This window comes from Sphingomonas oligophenolica (assembly GCF_006438955.1).
GTDB lineage: Bacteria > Pseudomonadota > Alphaproteobacteria > Sphingomonadales > Sphingomonadaceae > Sphingomonas > Sphingomonas oligophenolica_A.
The window spans coordinates 201,326-216,806 of the sequence record NZ_RCZK01000003.1 but is presented as its reverse complement, the minus strand read 5'-3'; the positions used below and the strand labels follow the sequence as shown (position 1 = coordinate 216,806).

General features: G+C 64.8%; 21 protein-coding genes and 1 riboswitch. Of the genes, 12 read left to right on the top strand and 9 right to left on the bottom strand.

Annotated features, from left to right (window positions below):
• The first annotated feature begins 104 nt into the window (after positions 1 to 104).
• The 6 genes from EAH84_RS05805 (at position 105) to EAH84_RS05780 (ending at position 5,532) form a co-directional block, all read left to right on the top strand.
• On the top strand, positions 105 to 920 hold the full coding sequence (locus EAH84_RS05805; protein ID WP_140869295.1) for a sterol desaturase family protein: 816 nt from the start codon (positions 105 to 107) through the stop codon (positions 918 to 920).
• A complete protein-coding gene (locus EAH84_RS05800) occupies positions 850 to 1,275 on the top strand; it encodes a DUF2141 domain-containing protein (RefSeq protein ID WP_425326441.1) in 426 nt (141 codons plus the stop codon). The genes EAH84_RS05805 and EAH84_RS05800 overlap by 71 nt, the downstream gene beginning before the upstream one ends.
• 69 nt (positions 1,276 to 1,344) lie before the next feature.
• Entirely contained in the window at positions 1,345 to 2,232 is an 888-nt protein-coding gene (locus tag EAH84_RS05795; RefSeq protein WP_140869107.1) for a MipA/OmpV family protein, read from the top strand.
• Positions 2,233 to 2,267: 35 nt separating this feature from the next.
• Positions 2,268 to 2,375: riboswitch (TPP riboswitch) on the top strand.
• Between the two features lie 35 nt (positions 2,376 to 2,410).
• Complete coding sequence (gene thiC, locus EAH84_RS05790; protein WP_140869104.1) at positions 2,411 to 4,333, top strand: phosphomethylpyrimidine synthase ThiC; 1,923 nt, start codon at positions 2,411 to 2,413, stop codon at positions 4,331 to 4,333.
• 19 nt (positions 4,334 to 4,352) lie between these two features.
• On the top strand, positions 4,353 to 4,886 hold the full coding sequence (locus tag EAH84_RS05785; protein WP_161978341.1) for a DarT ssDNA thymidine ADP-ribosyltransferase family protein: 534 nt from the start codon (positions 4,353 to 4,355) through the stop codon (positions 4,884 to 4,886).
• Positions 4,879 to 5,532, top strand: a complete 654-nt coding sequence (locus EAH84_RS05780) for a DarT1-associated NADAR antitoxin family protein (protein ID WP_140869098.1) — start codon at positions 4,879 to 4,881, stop codon at positions 5,530 to 5,532. The genes EAH84_RS05785 and EAH84_RS05780 overlap by 8 nt, the downstream gene beginning before the upstream one ends.
• Before the next feature lie 129 nt (positions 5,533 to 5,661).
• Here EAH84_RS05780 and EAH84_RS05775 read toward each other — a convergent pair whose 3' ends face one another.
• The 3 genes from EAH84_RS05775 to EAH84_RS05765 are packed head-to-tail and all read right to left on the bottom strand — an operon-like array spanning position 5,662 to position 6,435.
• Entirely contained in the window at positions 5,662 to 5,913 is a 252-nt protein-coding gene (locus tag EAH84_RS05775; protein WP_140869096.1) for a hypothetical protein, read from the bottom strand.
• Positions 5,910 to 6,194, bottom strand: coding sequence for a helix-turn-helix domain-containing protein (locus EAH84_RS05770; RefSeq protein ID WP_206663945.1), 285 nt, complete (start codon positions 6,192 to 6,194; stop codon positions 5,910 to 5,912). Before EAH84_RS05770 ends, EAH84_RS05775 begins: the two co-directional genes overlap by 4 nt.
• Positions 6,151 to 6,435, bottom strand: coding sequence for a BrnT family toxin (locus tag EAH84_RS05765; RefSeq protein WP_140869092.1), 285 nt, complete (start codon positions 6,433 to 6,435; stop codon positions 6,151 to 6,153). Before EAH84_RS05765 ends, EAH84_RS05770 begins: the two co-directional genes overlap by 44 nt.
• A 116-nt stretch (positions 6,436 to 6,551) precedes the next feature.
• Here EAH84_RS05765 and EAH84_RS16065 point away from each other — a divergent pair, with 116 nt between their 5' ends.
• On the top strand, positions 6,552 to 7,523 hold the full coding sequence (locus tag EAH84_RS16065; protein ID WP_140869089.1) for a hypothetical protein: 972 nt from the start codon (positions 6,552 to 6,554) through the stop codon (positions 7,521 to 7,523).
• A gap of 87 nt (positions 7,524 to 7,610) precedes the next feature.
• On the opposite strand, the gene EAH84_RS05755 is transcribed toward EAH84_RS16065, so the two are convergent.
• Positions 7,611 to 7,892 (bottom strand): DUF427 domain-containing protein, encoded by a 282-nt coding sequence (locus EAH84_RS05755; protein ID WP_140869086.1) that lies wholly within the window; start codon positions 7,890 to 7,892, stop codon positions 7,611 to 7,613.
• A gap of 149 nt (positions 7,893 to 8,041) precedes the next feature.
• Between EAH84_RS05755 and EAH84_RS05750 the strand changes: the two genes are divergently transcribed.
• Entirely contained in the window at positions 8,042 to 8,434 is a 393-nt protein-coding gene (locus EAH84_RS05750; RefSeq protein WP_140869083.1) for a DUF6632 domain-containing protein, read from the top strand.
• 22 nt (positions 8,435 to 8,456) lie between these two features.
• Here EAH84_RS05750 and EAH84_RS05745 read toward each other — a convergent pair whose 3' ends face one another.
• A complete protein-coding gene (locus EAH84_RS05745; protein ID WP_140869080.1) occupies positions 8,457 to 9,092 on the bottom strand; it encodes a DedA family protein in 636 nt (211 codons plus the stop codon).
• Positions 9,093 to 9,242: 150 nt separating this feature from the next.
• Between EAH84_RS05745 and EAH84_RS05740 the strand changes: the two genes are divergently transcribed.
• Positions 9,243 to 10,040, top strand: a complete 798-nt coding sequence (locus tag EAH84_RS05740) for an aldo/keto reductase (protein WP_140869077.1) — start codon at positions 9,243 to 9,245, stop codon at positions 10,038 to 10,040.
• 12 nt (positions 10,041 to 10,052) lie between these two features.
• Here EAH84_RS05740 and EAH84_RS16060 read toward each other — a convergent pair whose 3' ends face one another.
• The 4 genes from EAH84_RS16060 to EAH84_RS05720 form a co-directional block, all read right to left on the bottom strand.
• Positions 10,053 to 10,301 carry a hypothetical protein gene (locus tag EAH84_RS16060; protein WP_140869074.1) on the bottom strand — a complete coding sequence of 83 codons (249 nt, stop codon included), beginning with the start codon at positions 10,299 to 10,301 and terminating at the stop codon, positions 10,053 to 10,055.
• Positions 10,298 to 10,471 (bottom strand): hypothetical protein, encoded by a 174-nt coding sequence (locus tag EAH84_RS16055; protein WP_170209838.1) that lies wholly within the window; start codon positions 10,469 to 10,471, stop codon positions 10,298 to 10,300. Before EAH84_RS16055 ends, EAH84_RS16060 begins: the two co-directional genes overlap by 4 nt.
• A 165-nt stretch (positions 10,472 to 10,636) precedes the next feature.
• Positions 10,637 to 12,022 carry a UdgX family uracil-DNA binding protein gene (locus tag EAH84_RS05725; RefSeq protein WP_140869069.1) on the bottom strand — a complete coding sequence of 462 codons (1,386 nt, stop codon included), beginning with the start codon at positions 12,020 to 12,022 and terminating at the stop codon, positions 10,637 to 10,639.
• A 39-nt stretch (positions 12,023 to 12,061) separates the two neighbouring features.
• Entirely contained in the window at positions 12,062 to 12,679 is a 618-nt protein-coding gene (locus EAH84_RS05720; protein ID WP_140869066.1) for a flavin reductase family protein, read from the bottom strand.
• Positions 12,680 to 12,731: 52 nt separating this feature from the next.
• Between EAH84_RS05720 and EAH84_RS05715 the strand changes: the two genes are divergently transcribed.
• From EAH84_RS05715 to EAH84_RS05705, 3 genes are read left to right on the top strand one after another with little or no spacing between them, the layout of a single operon-like run.
• Positions 12,732 to 13,481, top strand: coding sequence for a cytochrome b/b6 domain-containing protein (locus tag EAH84_RS05715; RefSeq protein ID WP_140869063.1), 750 nt, complete (start codon positions 12,732 to 12,734; stop codon positions 13,479 to 13,481).
• Positions 13,478 to 14,233: a molybdopterin-dependent oxidoreductase gene (locus tag EAH84_RS05710; protein WP_140869061.1), complete on the top strand. Its 756-nt coding sequence runs from the start codon at positions 13,478 to 13,480 to the stop codon at positions 14,231 to 14,233. Before EAH84_RS05715 ends, EAH84_RS05710 begins: the two co-directional genes overlap by 4 nt.
• Before the next feature lie 18 nt (positions 14,234 to 14,251).
• A complete protein-coding gene (locus EAH84_RS05705) occupies positions 14,252 to 15,478 on the top strand; it encodes an SAM-dependent methyltransferase (protein WP_140869058.1) in 1,227 nt (408 codons plus the stop codon).
• Positions 15,479 to 15,481 lie beyond the last annotated feature (3 nt).

Genomic DNA, 15,481 nt, shown 5'->3' with positions numbered 1-15,481 from the left:
AGCGCATGGCGGCGCCTGTTTCGCCCCCGGCCCCGCAACGCCTCGTGCGTCACGCGGGCGCGACGGTGCTGGCGTCACGCTTCACCGATGCGTATCAGTGGCCGATGTCGGTCTGGCTGCCCCTCCTGCTTTCTGCGCTGGCGATGACCGCGATCGTCGGCGTGCGCTACTTGGTGGCGAGCGGGGGCTTTGCGCTGGCGACGCGACTGCGCCACCCCGGCCTCTATCGCGGACTGGATGCGCAGATGCGGCGCGAGGTGCTGTGGAGCCTCGCGTCCGCCGCGATCTACGGCATCCCCGCCGGCATCCTCGCCTGGGGCTGGCGGGCGCATGGCTGGACCCGCGTCTATACCGCGATCGAAGCGATGCCGCTTTGGTATCTGCCCGTATCGGTGCTGGTCTATCTCTTCGCGCACGACACCTGGTTCTACTGGACCCACCGCTGGATGCACCGCCCGCGCCCGTTCCGCCTCGCGCACGCGGTCCACCACGCCAGCCGCCCGCCCACCGCCTGGGCGGCGATGGCGTTCCATCCGATCGAGGCGCTGACCGGGGCTGTGATAATTCCGCTACTCGTGCTCGTCATTCCGATCCACGTCGCCGCTCTCGGCTTGGTGTTGGCGATCATGACGGTTATGGGCGTGACCAATCACATGGGATGGGAAATCTTCCCGCGTTTTCTGTGGGGTGGGCCGTTCGGGGGCTGGCTGATCACCGCGAGCCACCATCAGCGGCATCACGATCAGTACGGATGCAATTATGGCCTGTATTTCCGCTTCTGGGACCGACTATGCGCCACCGACCGGGGGCTCGGCAACTTCGCCGCGGCGCACGCGCGCGCGGCGCGCCGTGCTGGTGACGATCGGCGCGCTGGGGTCGGGGTTGCTCGCGGTAGGGGCGGCACCGATCGCGACGCTTGACGTCGATGTCGATCACCTGCGCAATGCCAAGGGGCTGATCCGCGTCTGCCTGACCGCCGACCCCGACAATTTCCCCGCCTGTGTCGACGACGGCGATGCCGCCACCCGATCGGTCGCCGCCAACGTCCGCACGATTCGCTTCGCCGGGCTGCCTCACGGTCGATACGCGATCGCGGTGATCCATGACGAGAACGGCAATGCCAAGCTCGATACCTTTGCCGGCATCCCGCGCGAAGGCTTCGGCTTTTCGCGCAATCCCGCGGTGACGTTCGGCCCGCCGCGCTTCACCGCCGCGCAGTTCGACATCGCCAGCGATACCGACACGCAACCGGTGCGGATGCGCTACATCTTCTAGAGTATCGCCGACGGAAAGAATGTCATCCCCGTGCGTTGCGCGCACGTAACAGGTTTGGAGCCACCCCCCTTGCGCCTTTTCCCCACTGCCCTGCTGGCGCTCGCCGCCGCTGGCGTCGCCACCCCCGCCCTTGCCCAGTCGTCACCGGGGTCACCCCCCGATGCAGGCGCGACCGCAAGCACCGCGGCCGATTTCGATGTCGACGGCGATTCGATCACGATCGGCGCGGGCGGCGTCTATCTGCCCGATTACGAAGGCTCGAACGACTATCGCTTCACCCCCGCGCCGGGCGCGATCGGGTCGTACGACGGGTTCGCGTTCACGCTCGCGGGCAACCGCGCCAGCGTCGACCTGATCCCCAACCGCGCGGGCGACACGATCGATTTCCAGGCGGGGCCGATCGGGGTCGTCAACTTCAACCGATCGAGCATCAAGAGCATCGACGATCGCCGCGTCCGCGCGCTCGGCGAACTCGGCACCGCGATCGAACTCGGCGGCTTCGTCGGGATCGGCAAAACCGGCGTCATCACCAGCCCCTATGACCGGCTCTCGCTGTCGCTCAGCTATCGCTACGACGTTAACGGCGTCCACAAGAGCGGGATCTGGCAGCCGACGATCAACTATTTCACCCCGCTCAGCACCAAGGCGGCGGTCGGGCTGTTCGTGTCCGGCGAGCATGTCGGCGACGGCTATGCGCGCAGCTATTTCACCGTCACCCAGGCGCAGAGCGTCGCGAGCGGCCTGCCCGCCTATACCGCGCGCGGCGGTTGGAAGAACTACACGCTCGGCGCGATCGGCACCTATGCGCTGAGCGGCGACCTGCTCCATGGCTTCAAGATCGTCGCGGGCGGCACCTATTCGCGGCTGCTCAACGATTTCGGCGACAGCCCGATCGTCAGCGTCGCGGGCTCGCGCGACCAGTGGCTCGGCACCGTCGGGCTCGCCTACACCTTCTGATGATGCTTGCCCCGCCCGGGGATGCGCCTATGTTGCGCGCATCCCCGGGGGACCGCACGAGCGGTTGAGAGGCAGCTATCCGGCTGCGACCCGCCGAACCTGATCCGGTTGAGACCGGCGGAGGGAGGGAGGTCGCGAACAGGCCATCCTTGCTCCGTGCATATTTGGAGCAAGACGCATGCCTGTCCTGAGCGAAGTCGAAGGAGCCGACATTCAAGCGAAGACCGAAATCGGCGTCACCACCGGCCCGATCCGCGGTTCGAAGAAAATCCACGTCGGTCCGCTGAACGTCGCGATGCGCGAAATCCACCTCGACCCGTCGAGCGGCGAGCCCCCGTTGCGCGTCTACGACCCCAGCGGCCCCTACACCGACTCGAACGCGCACATCGACATCATGGCGGGCCTCCCCCAGCTCCGCCGCCAGTGGATCGAGGCACGCGGCGATGTCGAAAGCTACGACGCCCGCGCGCTCCGCCCCGAGGATAACGGCCAGCTCGGCCCCGACCGCAGCGGCGGCGTTGCCCGCTTCCCCCGCGTCGTCCACCGCCCGCTCCGCGCGAAAGCAGGCCAGAACGTCAGCCAGATGCACTACGCCCGCCGCGGCATCATCACCCCCGAGATGGAATATGTCGCGACCCGCGAAAACCTCGGCCGCCAGCAGCTCAAGGAATACGCGCGGGACGGTGAATCCTTCGGCGCGAGCATCCCCGATTACGTCACGCCGGAGTTCGTGCGCGATGAAATCGCGAGGGGCCGCGCGATCATCCCCAACAACGTCAACCACCCCGAATCCGAACCGATGGCGATCGGCCGCAACTTCCTGGTCAAGATCAACGCCAATATCGGCAACAGCGCGGTCGCCAGCAACGTCGCCGCCGAAGTCGACAAGCTGGTCTGGTCGATCCGCTGGGGCGCGGACACGGTGATGGACCTCAGCACCGGCCGCAACATCCACGACACCCGCGAATGGATCATCCGCAACAGCCCGGTCCCGATCGGCACCGTCCCGATCTATCAGGCGCTCGAAAAGGTCGGCGGCGTCGCCGAGGAGCTGACCTGGGAAATCTTCCGCGATACCCTCATCGAACAGGCCGAACAGGGCGTCGATTACTTCACGATCCACGCCGGCGTCCGCCTCGCCTATGTGCCCATGGCCGCCAAACGCGTCACCGGTATCGTCAGCCGCGGCGGCAGCATCATGGCGAAATGGTGCCTCAGCCACCACCGCGAGAGCTTCCTCTACGAGCGCTTCGACGAGATCACCGAGATCATGAAGGCGTACGACATCGCCTACAGCCTCGGCGACGGCCTCCGCCCCGGCAGCATCGCCGACGCCAACGACGAAGCGCAGTTCAGCGAACTCTACACCCTCGGCGAACTCACCCACCGCGCGTGGCAGAGCGACGTCCAGGTCATGATCGAAGGCCCCGGCCACGTGCCGATGCACAAGATCAAGGAGAATATGGACAAGCAGCTCGAGGTCTGCGGCGAGGCCCCCTTCTATACGCTCGGGCCGCTCACCACCGACATCGCGCCGGGCTACGACCACATCACCAGCGGCATCGGCGCCGCGATGATCGGCTGGTACGGCACCGCGATGCTCTGCTACGTCACCCCCAAGGAGCATCTCGGCCTCCCCGACCGCGACGACGTCAAGGTCGGCGTCGTCACGTACAAGCTCGCCGCTCACGCCGCCGATCTCGCCAAGGGCCACCCTGCCGCCCAGATGCGCGACGACGCGCTGAGCCGCGCGCGCTTCGACTTCCGCTGGCGCGATCAGTTCAACCTCAGCCTCGATCCCGACACCGCCGAGGATTACCACGACCAGACCCTCCCCGCCGAAGGCGCCAAGACCGCGCATTTCTGCTCGATGTGCGGCCCCAAATTCTGCTCGATGCAGATCAGCCAGGAAGTGCGGGAGTTCGCCGCCAAGCAGAACCAGCCCGCCGACGCGTTCATCGCTACGGGTGGTCCGACGGGTGCGGAGACCGCGGCTGCCAGCAAGGCGGCGGCGCTCAAGGGGATGGCGGAGATGAGTGAGCGGTTTAGGGAGAAGGGGAGCGAGTTGTATATCGGGGCTGGCGGGCGGGAACACGATTGATTCAAGAGAGGAGAGGAAGGTGAGCGATATCGATAAGCTGATTGAGATACTGACGAAGATCCGGGGTGGCTTTTATCATTTTACCGACACGCGAAACTTGGCTCTAATTAGAGCAAGCGGCCTTCTATATACGCGAGCGCAAAAAGAAAAGGAGCGCGTTGCGATTGCTCCTGGGGGAAATGACTGGAGTCTTGATGCCGATCGGCGGAGCGGCATGGATGCCTTCGTTCACCTTTGTTTCTTCGACGATCACCCGATGGAATGGATTGCGCGCCAGCAGGGGCGGATTGCGGACTCTCTGTTCCTGAAAATATCGCCCCAAGTGCTACGTATCCCCGACACACTGATCGTTGATACGGTTTCAAACCGTGCAGACGCAGTACCGCGACCTGCTGAAGAGATGATTAGAAATTTGGACCTCAAAGTCATATATACTCGTACCGACTGGAAGGATCCCGCCGTACAAGAACGGCTTAAAGCAGCAAAAAAATGTGAGATACTGGTGCCCAGCCACATCCCTATCAACCTAATAACGAACATTCCCAATGGCTGAACGACCAGTTTTTGTGCCTAATCTGTCAGGCAAAAGCCTTGTGCTCGAGATGCCAATTGCGTTCAAATGGCATCCTGGAATGGCTGCCAGCCAAAAACGGAAGAATGTCGAGGCCTTGCATGAAGCGGCGCATTCTCGCGGTCTGACATATCTGCTGGAAGTTTCGAGTAAATCTGATCGTGAAATTGGCAGACGCTTGAGCGCATTTCATCAAAAGGTACGCCTGAAAGATGGACTACTTGTTCCGCTGGAATGTGCATTTCAAGGCAGCAAGGTTTTCGAAGATGGCGGCCCTTATAATGACCTTTATTACATTGATCCGCGAGATGCCAAGCGAGATAATAGATTAAAAGAATCAGGAAATTTGACGCGCTTCGATTTTGAGGGAGAGATTTTTCCGCTATGTCCTAAAAGCGTTTTCTATGACTGGTTGTATGTCAACGCTATTCTACCAGAGCGGGCATGGCTGCAGAGGCTTTTCAAAGTAGACGGCTTCACAGATATTGAATTCAATCCGGAAAAATCGATTAACTGCCAAGCGCGCTCTTGCGCCTTCTTCGTCGCCCTTGAACGTCGAGGTAAGCTGGATGAAGCGATTAGTGGTTTTGACAAGTTTGCCGAGTTGCAAAATGGAATTGGTTTTTAGCTCGGCGCAGTTTGGGTTTGTTACGAATTACGTTCACAGCTTATTAAATGCACGAAACTCGCTGCGGCGCATCGCCCTCAATAATGATACCCGCACGGCACCACCTGCAATACGCCGACGCAGCAACCGCTACTTCCGCAGCCACCTAGAGGCCGGGTCGACCACGCGCTGCTTGCCGTCCTTGATGCCATCCCACGCCGCGCTCCCGAACGCATAGCGGCTGGCGGACACCGCATCGCCGTCCCCCGTCTGACCGAGCGTCTGACCGAGCGCCTGATGCGTCGCCCGCCGAACGCGCCGCGCATGCTGCTGCTTCCACGGCTTGTCGCTCGGGGCGGTCGTGTTGCCCACGAACGGGGAATGGCGGCGGCTCTCGTTCACGCCGCCACCGCGCGCGCCGCCGCTTCTGGCTCCGCCTCGATCACCTTCAGATACGCGCGCACCGCGGGCGGGGGCATGTGGCGACCGATCTCATATTGGCGGATGTTGGCGAGCGGGATGCCATAGGCAGCCGCGAATGCCTCCTGGCTCAGCTCCAGCCGGTGCCGCAGCCGCCGGATACGCCGCCCCATCAGGCCACGCTCGACCCCCGCGACGCTGACATCGCGGTCTTCGGGATCATTCGGGTCCGCCGGAATCGCGATCATAGTCTCTTTGTTCACCTACATTGCTCCGTCTTACCGAGATCAGCCGCACGACCGCGCCGCGCCAGACGTGGATCGCCGTCCACAGCTTGCCGTCGATCAGCCCGATCGCCTTGAACCGTTCTTCCTCATCGCCGATCCGCACCGTCGGCACGATCGACATCTCGCGATCCTCGAACACCCGCACACCGAACGCCAAGGACACGCCGTGCTTGGCGCGATTGATGGCGTCCTTCGCCGGATCGAAGTCGACGATCACAACTAGCTATGTGATACACACAGTCGAACAACGCAAGTCACACAGCGACTCCCCTACCCCTGCCACCTCGAAAAAACCGCTGTCCTACACGCCGCGGTTATGGCTTATCCTCGTCGATGACCCACCGACGCCCGCTTCGCCGCACCGTCGACGCTTTGCCGACCGGCGCCTTCGCCATCCCGATCCTCGCCGATCCGCCCCCGCGCGCCGCGGCGCTCGTGACGACCGCGCCGCCAGCGTTACCGATCCCCGCCGATGCGCACGGCGGGCCGAACCCCGACGATTACGACTGGGTGCCGGTGCTGCGGCGGCGGCGGCCCGATGGCTGGTCGCCCGACAAACAGCGGCTGTTCGTTGAAACGCTCGCCGACACCGCGTGCGTCACCACCGCGGCGGAGGCGGTGGGGATGTCGGCGTCGTCCGCCTATCGGTTGCGCCGCGCGCGCGACGGGGCGGCGTTCGCCGCCGCGTGGGACGCCGCGCTCGAACAGGGCGCGCACGTGCTCATCGCGACCGCGTTCGATCGCGCGATCCACGGCAGCGAGGAACCCGTGTTCGATCGCGACGGCCGCCGCGTCGGGCGGCGCTTTCGCCAGAACGACCGACTGCTGATGTTCCTGCTGCGGAAACTCCAGCCCGAACGGTTCGGCGATGCCGGGCGCGACGCCCCCGCCGCGGGGGCGATCCGCGCGCGACCGCCGCGCGCGGCGCTCGCCGACCGGATCGAATCGCTCTCGCCGCCGCGCCCCGCCGATCCCGCCGCATTGCTCGATGCCGACGATCTCAATGCCGCGCTGACGATCGCCGACCTGAGCGGCGGCGAGCTGCCCCCCTGGCTGCGGCGGCGACAAGCGGGCGACGACGCGCTCGTCCCCGACGCCGAATCCCAGGCGCGGATCGAGGCCCGGATCGAGGCGGTGAAACGGTCGCTCGATCCCGACGCCGACCTCGACGACGACGATGACGACGACGACGAGTTGGACGATCTGGACGACCTGGACGACTTGGACGAGTTGGACGACATTGACGATGTTGACGACATGGACGCCGACCGCACGCGCATCACGTCGTGGCGTGACCTTTTGTGAACTTTGGGCACATCGCCCCCCGCGCGGCCCCCGCGCGCAATGCGTACGGTCGTGACCTTATGTGAACTTTAGGCGCCCCCCCGCGCCTCACCCCACCGTTACGCCCTTCCAGAACGCGACCCGCCCCTTGATCTCCTTCGCGGCATCCTTGGGCTCGGGATAATACCACGCCGCGTCCTTGTTCTCGGCGCCGTCGACCACCAGCGTGTAGTAATGCGCGGTCCCCTTCCACGGGCACACGCTCGTCGTCGCGCTGTCCTTCAGCATCGCGGGCGCAATCGCCTCCTTCGGGAAATACGCATTCCCCTCCACCGTGACGATATCGTCGCTCTCCGCGATCAGCGTGTCGTTCCACTTGGCCTGGGTCATCATCGTCTCCTTCGGAGGGCATAACCATTGGCGCGGCGGCTGGCTCCCTCTCGCCGGGTTCTGACCCCCTGATTGCGTTCGGTTCGCATCCGTTATAATCTTGATGCTCAGTAACAGGTCGCGTCCAACCATCCCGGGGGAGCAGTACCATGTCTCGTCACCAACTATTGCAGGCCGCGCTGATCGCGTTCGGCATCGTGTTCTGCCTGGTCTATCCGCTCGCGATGGTGTGGCCGTCGGGCTGGGCGTGGCATGAAGGCCCGCCCGCCGCGTCGCATTATTTCATGATGATCGTCGGCATCTACGCGACGCTCGGCGTGTTCCTGATCCGCGCCGCGCGTGCCCCCGCCACGCACGCCGCGCTGATCGAATTCACGATCTGGTCCAGCCTGGTCCATGCGGTGATCATGGCGGTGCAATCGTGGACCGATCCGATGCGGATGGGGCATCTGGCAGGCGACGTGCCCGCGCTGCTGCTCGTCGCGGTCGTGCTTGGCGTGCTCCACTATGGCGACCGGTCGAGCGACACGGTCATCGCCTGACCCGGCGCCGCAGTAAATCCGCTCAGGCGCGGCTCTTCCGAATCGCGCTGATCCGGTGCCAGACGTACAGCGCGATCAGCACCGCCAGCACCGCGACGATGACCACGTCCGCCGAATGGAACGCCGCCTTGATCCTGGGATCGGTGTTCCACTTGTCGCCCAGCTTCATCCCGATCCAGGTCAGCGCGAAGCAGAACGGCCACGATCCGATGAAGGTATACAGATGGAACGGCACGTAGCGCATCCGCGCGACCCCTGCGGGAAACGCGATGAAGGTCCGGATCACCGGCAACAGCCGCCCGATCAGCACCGCCGCGGAGCCGAACCGGTCGAAGAACCGGTCGGCGCGGTCGATCTCGTCGGGGCCGATCAGCAGATACTTGCCCCAGCGTTCGACGAACGGTCGCCCGCCATGCTTGCCGACCTCGTACGCGACGAGCGATCCGATGTTGCACCCGATCGCCCCCGCGGTCGCGGCGAGGTACAGGTTGAACTGCCCGGTCGAGACCAGATAGCCCGCGAACGGCATGATGATCTCGGACGGCAACGGAATGCACGCGCTCTCGATCGCCATCAGCAGCGCGATGCCGAGATACCCCCCGCTGGAAATGACGCCAATCACGAAGGTGGCAATTGCGGCCAGGAATTTGTCGATCATGGGGCTGCGACTTGGGCCATCGTGCGTGCGATGAAAAGCCCAAAGCGGCAAGGATGCGAGCGATGACCTCCTCAACGGGGCCTCTGCGGCTGGGGGCGCACGGCCGCGATGATGCGGAACATTGCTGCGGCGCGGCGGGTTCACGGGAGCATGATCAACCTGACCCTCAACGATGGCCGCACCATGCCCCAGCTTGGCATGGGCACCTACCAAGTCCCCGAAACCCAGGCCGCGATGGTGGTCCGTCAGGGGCTCGATACCGGCTTTCGGCTGGTCGACACCGCCGCGATCTACGGTAACGAACGCGGCGTCGGACAGGGGATGCAGGGCACCGACGTGTTCCTGACGACCAAGCTGTGGAACGATCGTCAAGGCGACCCGGCCGCCGCGCTCGACGAAAGCCTGGCGCTGCTCGGGGTCGACGCGGTCGATCTCTATCTGATCCATTGGCCCGCCCCCGGACAGGCGCAGTACGTCGGTGCGTGGAAGGCGCTGATCGACCTGCGTGCGGCGGGCAAGACGCGGTCAATCGGCGTGTCGAACTTCCTGCCCGACCATCTCGACGCGATCATCGGTGCGACCGGGGTGACGCCGGTCGTCAACCAGATCGAGCTGCATCCCGATTTCCAGCAGCGCGAACTGCGCGCCTATCATGCCGACCACGCGATCGTGACGCAGAGCTGGAGCCCGATCGGCCAGGGCAAGACGCTGCTCGACAATGGTACGATTGTCGGGATCGCGGATAAGCATGCGCGATCGGCGGCGCAGGTGGTCATCGCCTGGCACCTCGCGCACGGGCTGGCGCCGATCCCCAAGGCGTCGAGCCCCGATCACCTCAGCGACAATGTCGCTGCGCTCGATCTGACGCTGGACGACGAGGATATGACCGCAATCGACGCGCTCGATCGCGCCGACGGCCGGATGGGACCCGATCCGCGATCGATGTGACCGACGGCGCGGCTAGCGCGTCTCGACCGCGCTCTTGCACAGCGCCGCGAGCGCGCGCCTGATCGTCGGGCCGCTGAGATGCGCGAGGACGCTGTCATGACCCTCCGCCACCAGCGAGCGACGCACGTCGTCGACACTACCGCAACTGCCCGACCGCGCCAGTTGATAGGCGCGTTCGATCGTCGACGGTCGGTGGTTGGAGGGCGGTGGTGACGTCGTGGGCTGCGGCGAGACTTGGGGCGAGGTCGTACCGTCGGTCACGCCCGGGTCACCCGACCAGTCGGATGGCGGTGCGGGAAATCGCGCTGAGCGAGCAGCGCGCCATAGCCCCGCGCCAGCCCGCGATGCGCATAGCGCGCCTCACGGCAGTCAGCGTTCACGGCCATCCACAGCGACACCTGTTCGCGTTGGAGGAGGTAATTGGTATCCATAGAGTTCAACTTGATGGGCAGGCGAGAGCGTCGCGCGCTCACGGTCATAAGGGGCCTGCGGAAACATGTCCGATGATGGATAACCCCTAGCATGATTCCGGTTTCGTTCCGAATCAAATCCGCGTCGCAACGCCGATGCAACGCGGTCAATCGGCGCGTCGTCGGCTAACCGATTGCCGCGTGCGCTCCGCGCAGGTCGTCGACGAACCGCGCGAACTCGTCGGCCCTCTGCGCCTCGTCGGGCAGTCGCAACAAGTAGCTCGGATGCACCGTGATCCACGCCGCTCCGCCTGCGGGCAGTTCCAGCACGCGCCCGCGTTCGCGGCCGATCGTCATCGTCCGGCCGAACAGCGATCGCGCCGCGGTCGCGCCGAGCGCCACCGTCATCCGCGGCTTCACCAGCGCCTGCTCCTGTTCGATCCACCAGCGGCACGCCTCGATCTCACCGGTGCCGGGTTTGGCGTGGATGCGGCGCTTGCCGCGCTGTTCGAACTTGAAATGCTTCACTGCGTTGGTGACGTAGCTGAGGCTGCGGTCGATCCCCGCTTCGCCCAGCGCCCGGTCGAACACCTGTCCCGCGGGGCCGACGAAGGGGCGTCCGGCAATATCCTCTTGGTCGCCGGGTTGTTCGCCGACGAACATCAGCGCGGCATCGACCGGGCCTTCGCCGAACACAGTCTGCGTCGCGGGCCGGTAGAGCGGGCAGCGGGTGCACCCCATCGCCTCTTCGCGCAACGCGTCCCACGCGATCACGCTGTTCCCCCCGATGGCACCGTGCGCGGCCTCGATCATCCCGCTCTCGCGTCCCTGTGCGCCCGCGATCAACGCCGGGATCAGCGTGGTTTCTGGCATGTTCTTCCAGTATTTGCGCGGCATTTCCTTCAGCATTGCGCCGATCTTCACGCGCGCGGGGTTGAAGATGCTGGCGTAATACGTCTTCCACACCGCTTCGATCGGGTCGCCGTCGGGCGCGTCCGCCTTGCTGGCACCCGGGCCTTCGCTCAGGTTCTTTCCATCCCAGTGGAGCGACACCGTCGGGGTCAGGATCGAAAAGCGCATGCTGGCGAACCGGTTGACGAAGAAGGCGGCGTTGGCGCGGACGATGTGATGGTCGGGCTCGAACCACGCCACGAAGCGCTTGCCTGCTGCTTCCTCGACCTCGCGGAAACGTAGGAACGCCCGCATCTTGTGGATGTCGCGGCGGACGTCCTTGGCGATTCGCTCAAGCCGCCGCACCAGCGGATCGGCCTTGTCCTCGACGAGCCGGGGCTCGCGGCGCAGCCGGTCGAGCAAGGTGTAGAGCAGGGCGAAGCGTTCGGGGTCGCTGCCCAGCACGACGGTGCGCGCCAGATCGAGGAATGCGCGCGGCACCACGAATCCGGTCGATGGCGCGGTCGCGCGCGATTCGGCTTCGCCCGCGAACAGGTCGGTGGGCGCATCGCCGACCTGCCAGACGACATCCTCGGGCGGCACCGCGTCGGCGATAAGCGCGCGCGCCGCATCGCGCCAGGCGTCGAAATCATCGGGTTCGGGCAAGGTCACGACACGCATCGGTCAAACGACGTGTCGCGCGCGGATTGGTTGCACCGATCAGGCGGGGCGGCGCATCCGAAACAACTGCTCCTCGGCGATCGAAAAGTAATCCGCGGGGCCACCGCCGCGCATGATCGGGCGCGCACGCGCGGTCTGGTAGACGCCATCCTCCAGCATCGCGGTATCGATATGAATGCCGGTCGCCTCGCCGACGACGAACCACTGGTCGAGCTCGGTGCCTTCCTTCGTCGTCAGGCGGACGATCTGGGTCACCTTGCATTCGAACGATACCGGACTGTTCGCGACCCGCAGCGGCGCGACGAGCCGGGACGGCGCGGTCTCCAGACCGGCCAGCGCGAATTCGTCGACATCGGCGTCAACCGTGGCAGAACTGGCGTTCATCGCGTCGGCCAAGCCGAGTGTGGCCAGATTCCAGACGAATTCGCCGGTCGCCTCCGCGTTCGCCAGGCTGTCCTTGCGCCCCGTCGACGAAAAGCCGATCAGCGGCGGGTGATAATTCAGCGCGTTGAAGAAGCTGTAAGGGGCGAGGTTGTGAGCCCCCGTGGCCGACACCGTGCTGATCCATCCGATCGGGCGCGGTGCGACGATCGCGTTGAAGGGATCGTGCGGCAGCCTGTGGCCGTCGCGGGGTTCATAGAAATGCCAGTCGCTCATACCGCAATCTCTGCTATGTAACCGCGGCACTGGCTAGAGCGAACGGGAGCCCATGGACGATTCCCCCCCCCCATCTGGCACGCTGATCCGTCGCCACGCGCTCACCACCCGAATCTGGCATTGGATCAACGCGCTCGCGATCTTCATCCTGATCGGCAGCGGGCTCGGCATCTCGAATGCGCATCCGCGGCTCTATTGGGGACCGTACGGCGCGAATTTTGACTACAGTTGGTTTCAGCCGCCCCATTTCCCGGCGTGGCTGACGATCCCGGGGCATTACAACTTGGCGCTGTCGCGCCGCTGGCATCTGTTGTTCGCGCTAGTCCTCGCCTTCGGCATGCTCGCGTTCATGATCGTGAGCCTCGTCAACCGGCATATCCAGCGCGACCTCAGGATCCGTGCGGGTGAACTGAAGCCGTCAACGCTGCTCCACGACATCAGGGAGCATCTTGCCTTCCGATTCCACGATCCCGACCACCCGGGCGCGTACAACATCCTCCAAAAGCTGGCCTATGTCGCTGTGATCTTCGTCCTGCTGCCGCTGGTTATCCTGACCGGGCTGGCGATTTCGCCCGGAATGGACGCGGCGTGGCCGTGGCTGCTCGATATTCTTGGCGGGCGGCAATCCGCGCGGTCGATCCATTTTCTGTCGATGAGCGGGATCAGCCTGTTCATCGTCGTCCACCTGATCCTGGTGATCCTGGCAGGGGTCGGCAACGAACTGCGATCGATGATCACCGGGCGCTGGCGCGTCCCCGCCGACACCGCCGACGACACCCCCTCCGCGGAGCCCGCCAAATGACTGATCTTCTCGTGAAGCGCCGCACCCTGATCGCGGGCGGGGCGGGGCTGCTGCTCGCCGGATGCGACAAGGTCGCGCAGATCCCCGCCGCGCGCAAAATCCTGTTTTCGGGCGAGGACATCCATTACGGGCTCCAGCGCGCGCTCCAGGATCGCGGTGCGCTCGCGCCAGAATACCGTCCCGACCAGATGTCGCCGATCTTCCGCGCCAACGGTACTCGCAATCCCGCCACCCCCAGCTACGACGCGATGGTCGCCAACCGCTTCGCCGATTACCGGCTTGCCGTCGATGGGCTCGTCGACCGCCCGCTGTCGCTGGGCATCGCGCAACTCGCCGCGATGCCCGCGCGCACCCAGATCACGCGACACGATTGCGTCGAGGGCTGGAGCGCGATCGGCCAGTGGCAGGGCCCGATGCTCGGCACCGTCCTGAAGGCGGCGGGGGTGCGCCGGTCGGCGCGCTACGTCGTGTTCACCTGCGCCGATCTCTACAATGGCGAACCCTATTATGAATCGATCGACACGATCGACGCGTTCCACCCGCAGACGATTCTGGCGCTGAAGATGAACGGTGCCCCGCTCGAGGTCGCGCACGGTGCCCCCGTGCGGCTGCGGGTCGAACGCCAGCTCGGCTACAAGCACGCCAAGTATGTGATGGGCGTCAAGGCGGTCGCGAGCCTCGAGGGCATCGGCAAGGGCAAGGGTGGCTATTGGGAAGACAATGTCGATTACGATTGGTACGCGGGCATCTGACCGACTAAGCGCACGCGCATGGCGTTGATCGATTTGTTCCTCGCCCGCCGGGTCAAGCGCGGGCAACTCACTGTCATCCATGCAAACGGCAAGCGCGCCACGCATGGCGCGCCCGACCCGGCGTTCCCCGATGTCACGATCCGCTTCACCGACAAGGGTGCGGCGAACTACATCGTCCGCAACCCCGCGATGGGCGCAGCGGAGGCGTATATGGACGCGCGAATGGTCGTCGAGCAGGGCGATATCCGCGATCTGGTTAACCTGCTGACCGCGAACGATCCGTGGGAAGCGGGGGCCAACGCGCTGGTCCCCTCGCGCGGAAGGCGAATGCTCCAGGCGGTGACCCACCGCATCGACCGCGTGAACATGGCGCGCCGATCGAGGAAGAATGTCGCGCATCATTACGATCTGTCGGATCGGCTCTACGATCTCTTCCTCGATGCCGACCGCCAATATAGCTGCGCCTATTTTACCGACCCGACGAACACGCTCGAACAGGCGCAGGCCGACAAGAAGGCGCATATCGCCGCCAAGCTGGCGCTGAAGCCCGGGATGCGCGTCCTCGACATCGGGTGCGGATGGGGCGGAATGGCGCTGTACCTCCACCAGAAGACCGGGGCCGAGGTTCTCGGCGTCACGCTGTCGGAGGAGCAGATCAAGGTGGCGCGCCGCCGCGCCGAAGAAGCGGGCGTCGGCGACAAGGTCACGTTTGAACTGATCGATTATCGCGCCGTCACCGGGCAGTTCGACCGGATCGTGTCGGTCGGGATGTTCGAACATGTCGGCCCCGCGCACTACAAGACCTTCTTCACCAAGTGCCGTGACCTCATGACCCCCGACGGCGTGATGCTGATGCACGCGATCGGGCGCATGGGTGGCCCCGGCGTCACCGACGATTTCACGCTGAAATACATCTTCCCCGGCGGGTACAACCCCGCGCTGTCGGAGATCGTGCGGGGCTATGAAGGGTTGCGAATGTTCCCCACCGACATCGAGGTGCTGCGCGTCCATTACGCGCTGACCCTCGATCACTGGTACGATCGCACCGTCGCCGCGCGCGACGCGATCGTCGATCTCTACGACGAGCGGTTTTATCGGATGTGGCTGTTTTATCTGGCCGGCGCGAGCGCGGCATTCCGCCACGGCGGGCTGTGCAACTATCAGGTCCAGCTATCGCGCAGCCGGTTGGAACTGCCGCTCACGCGCGATTACATCGCGGAGGCGGAACGGGCACTCGCCGCTTAGACT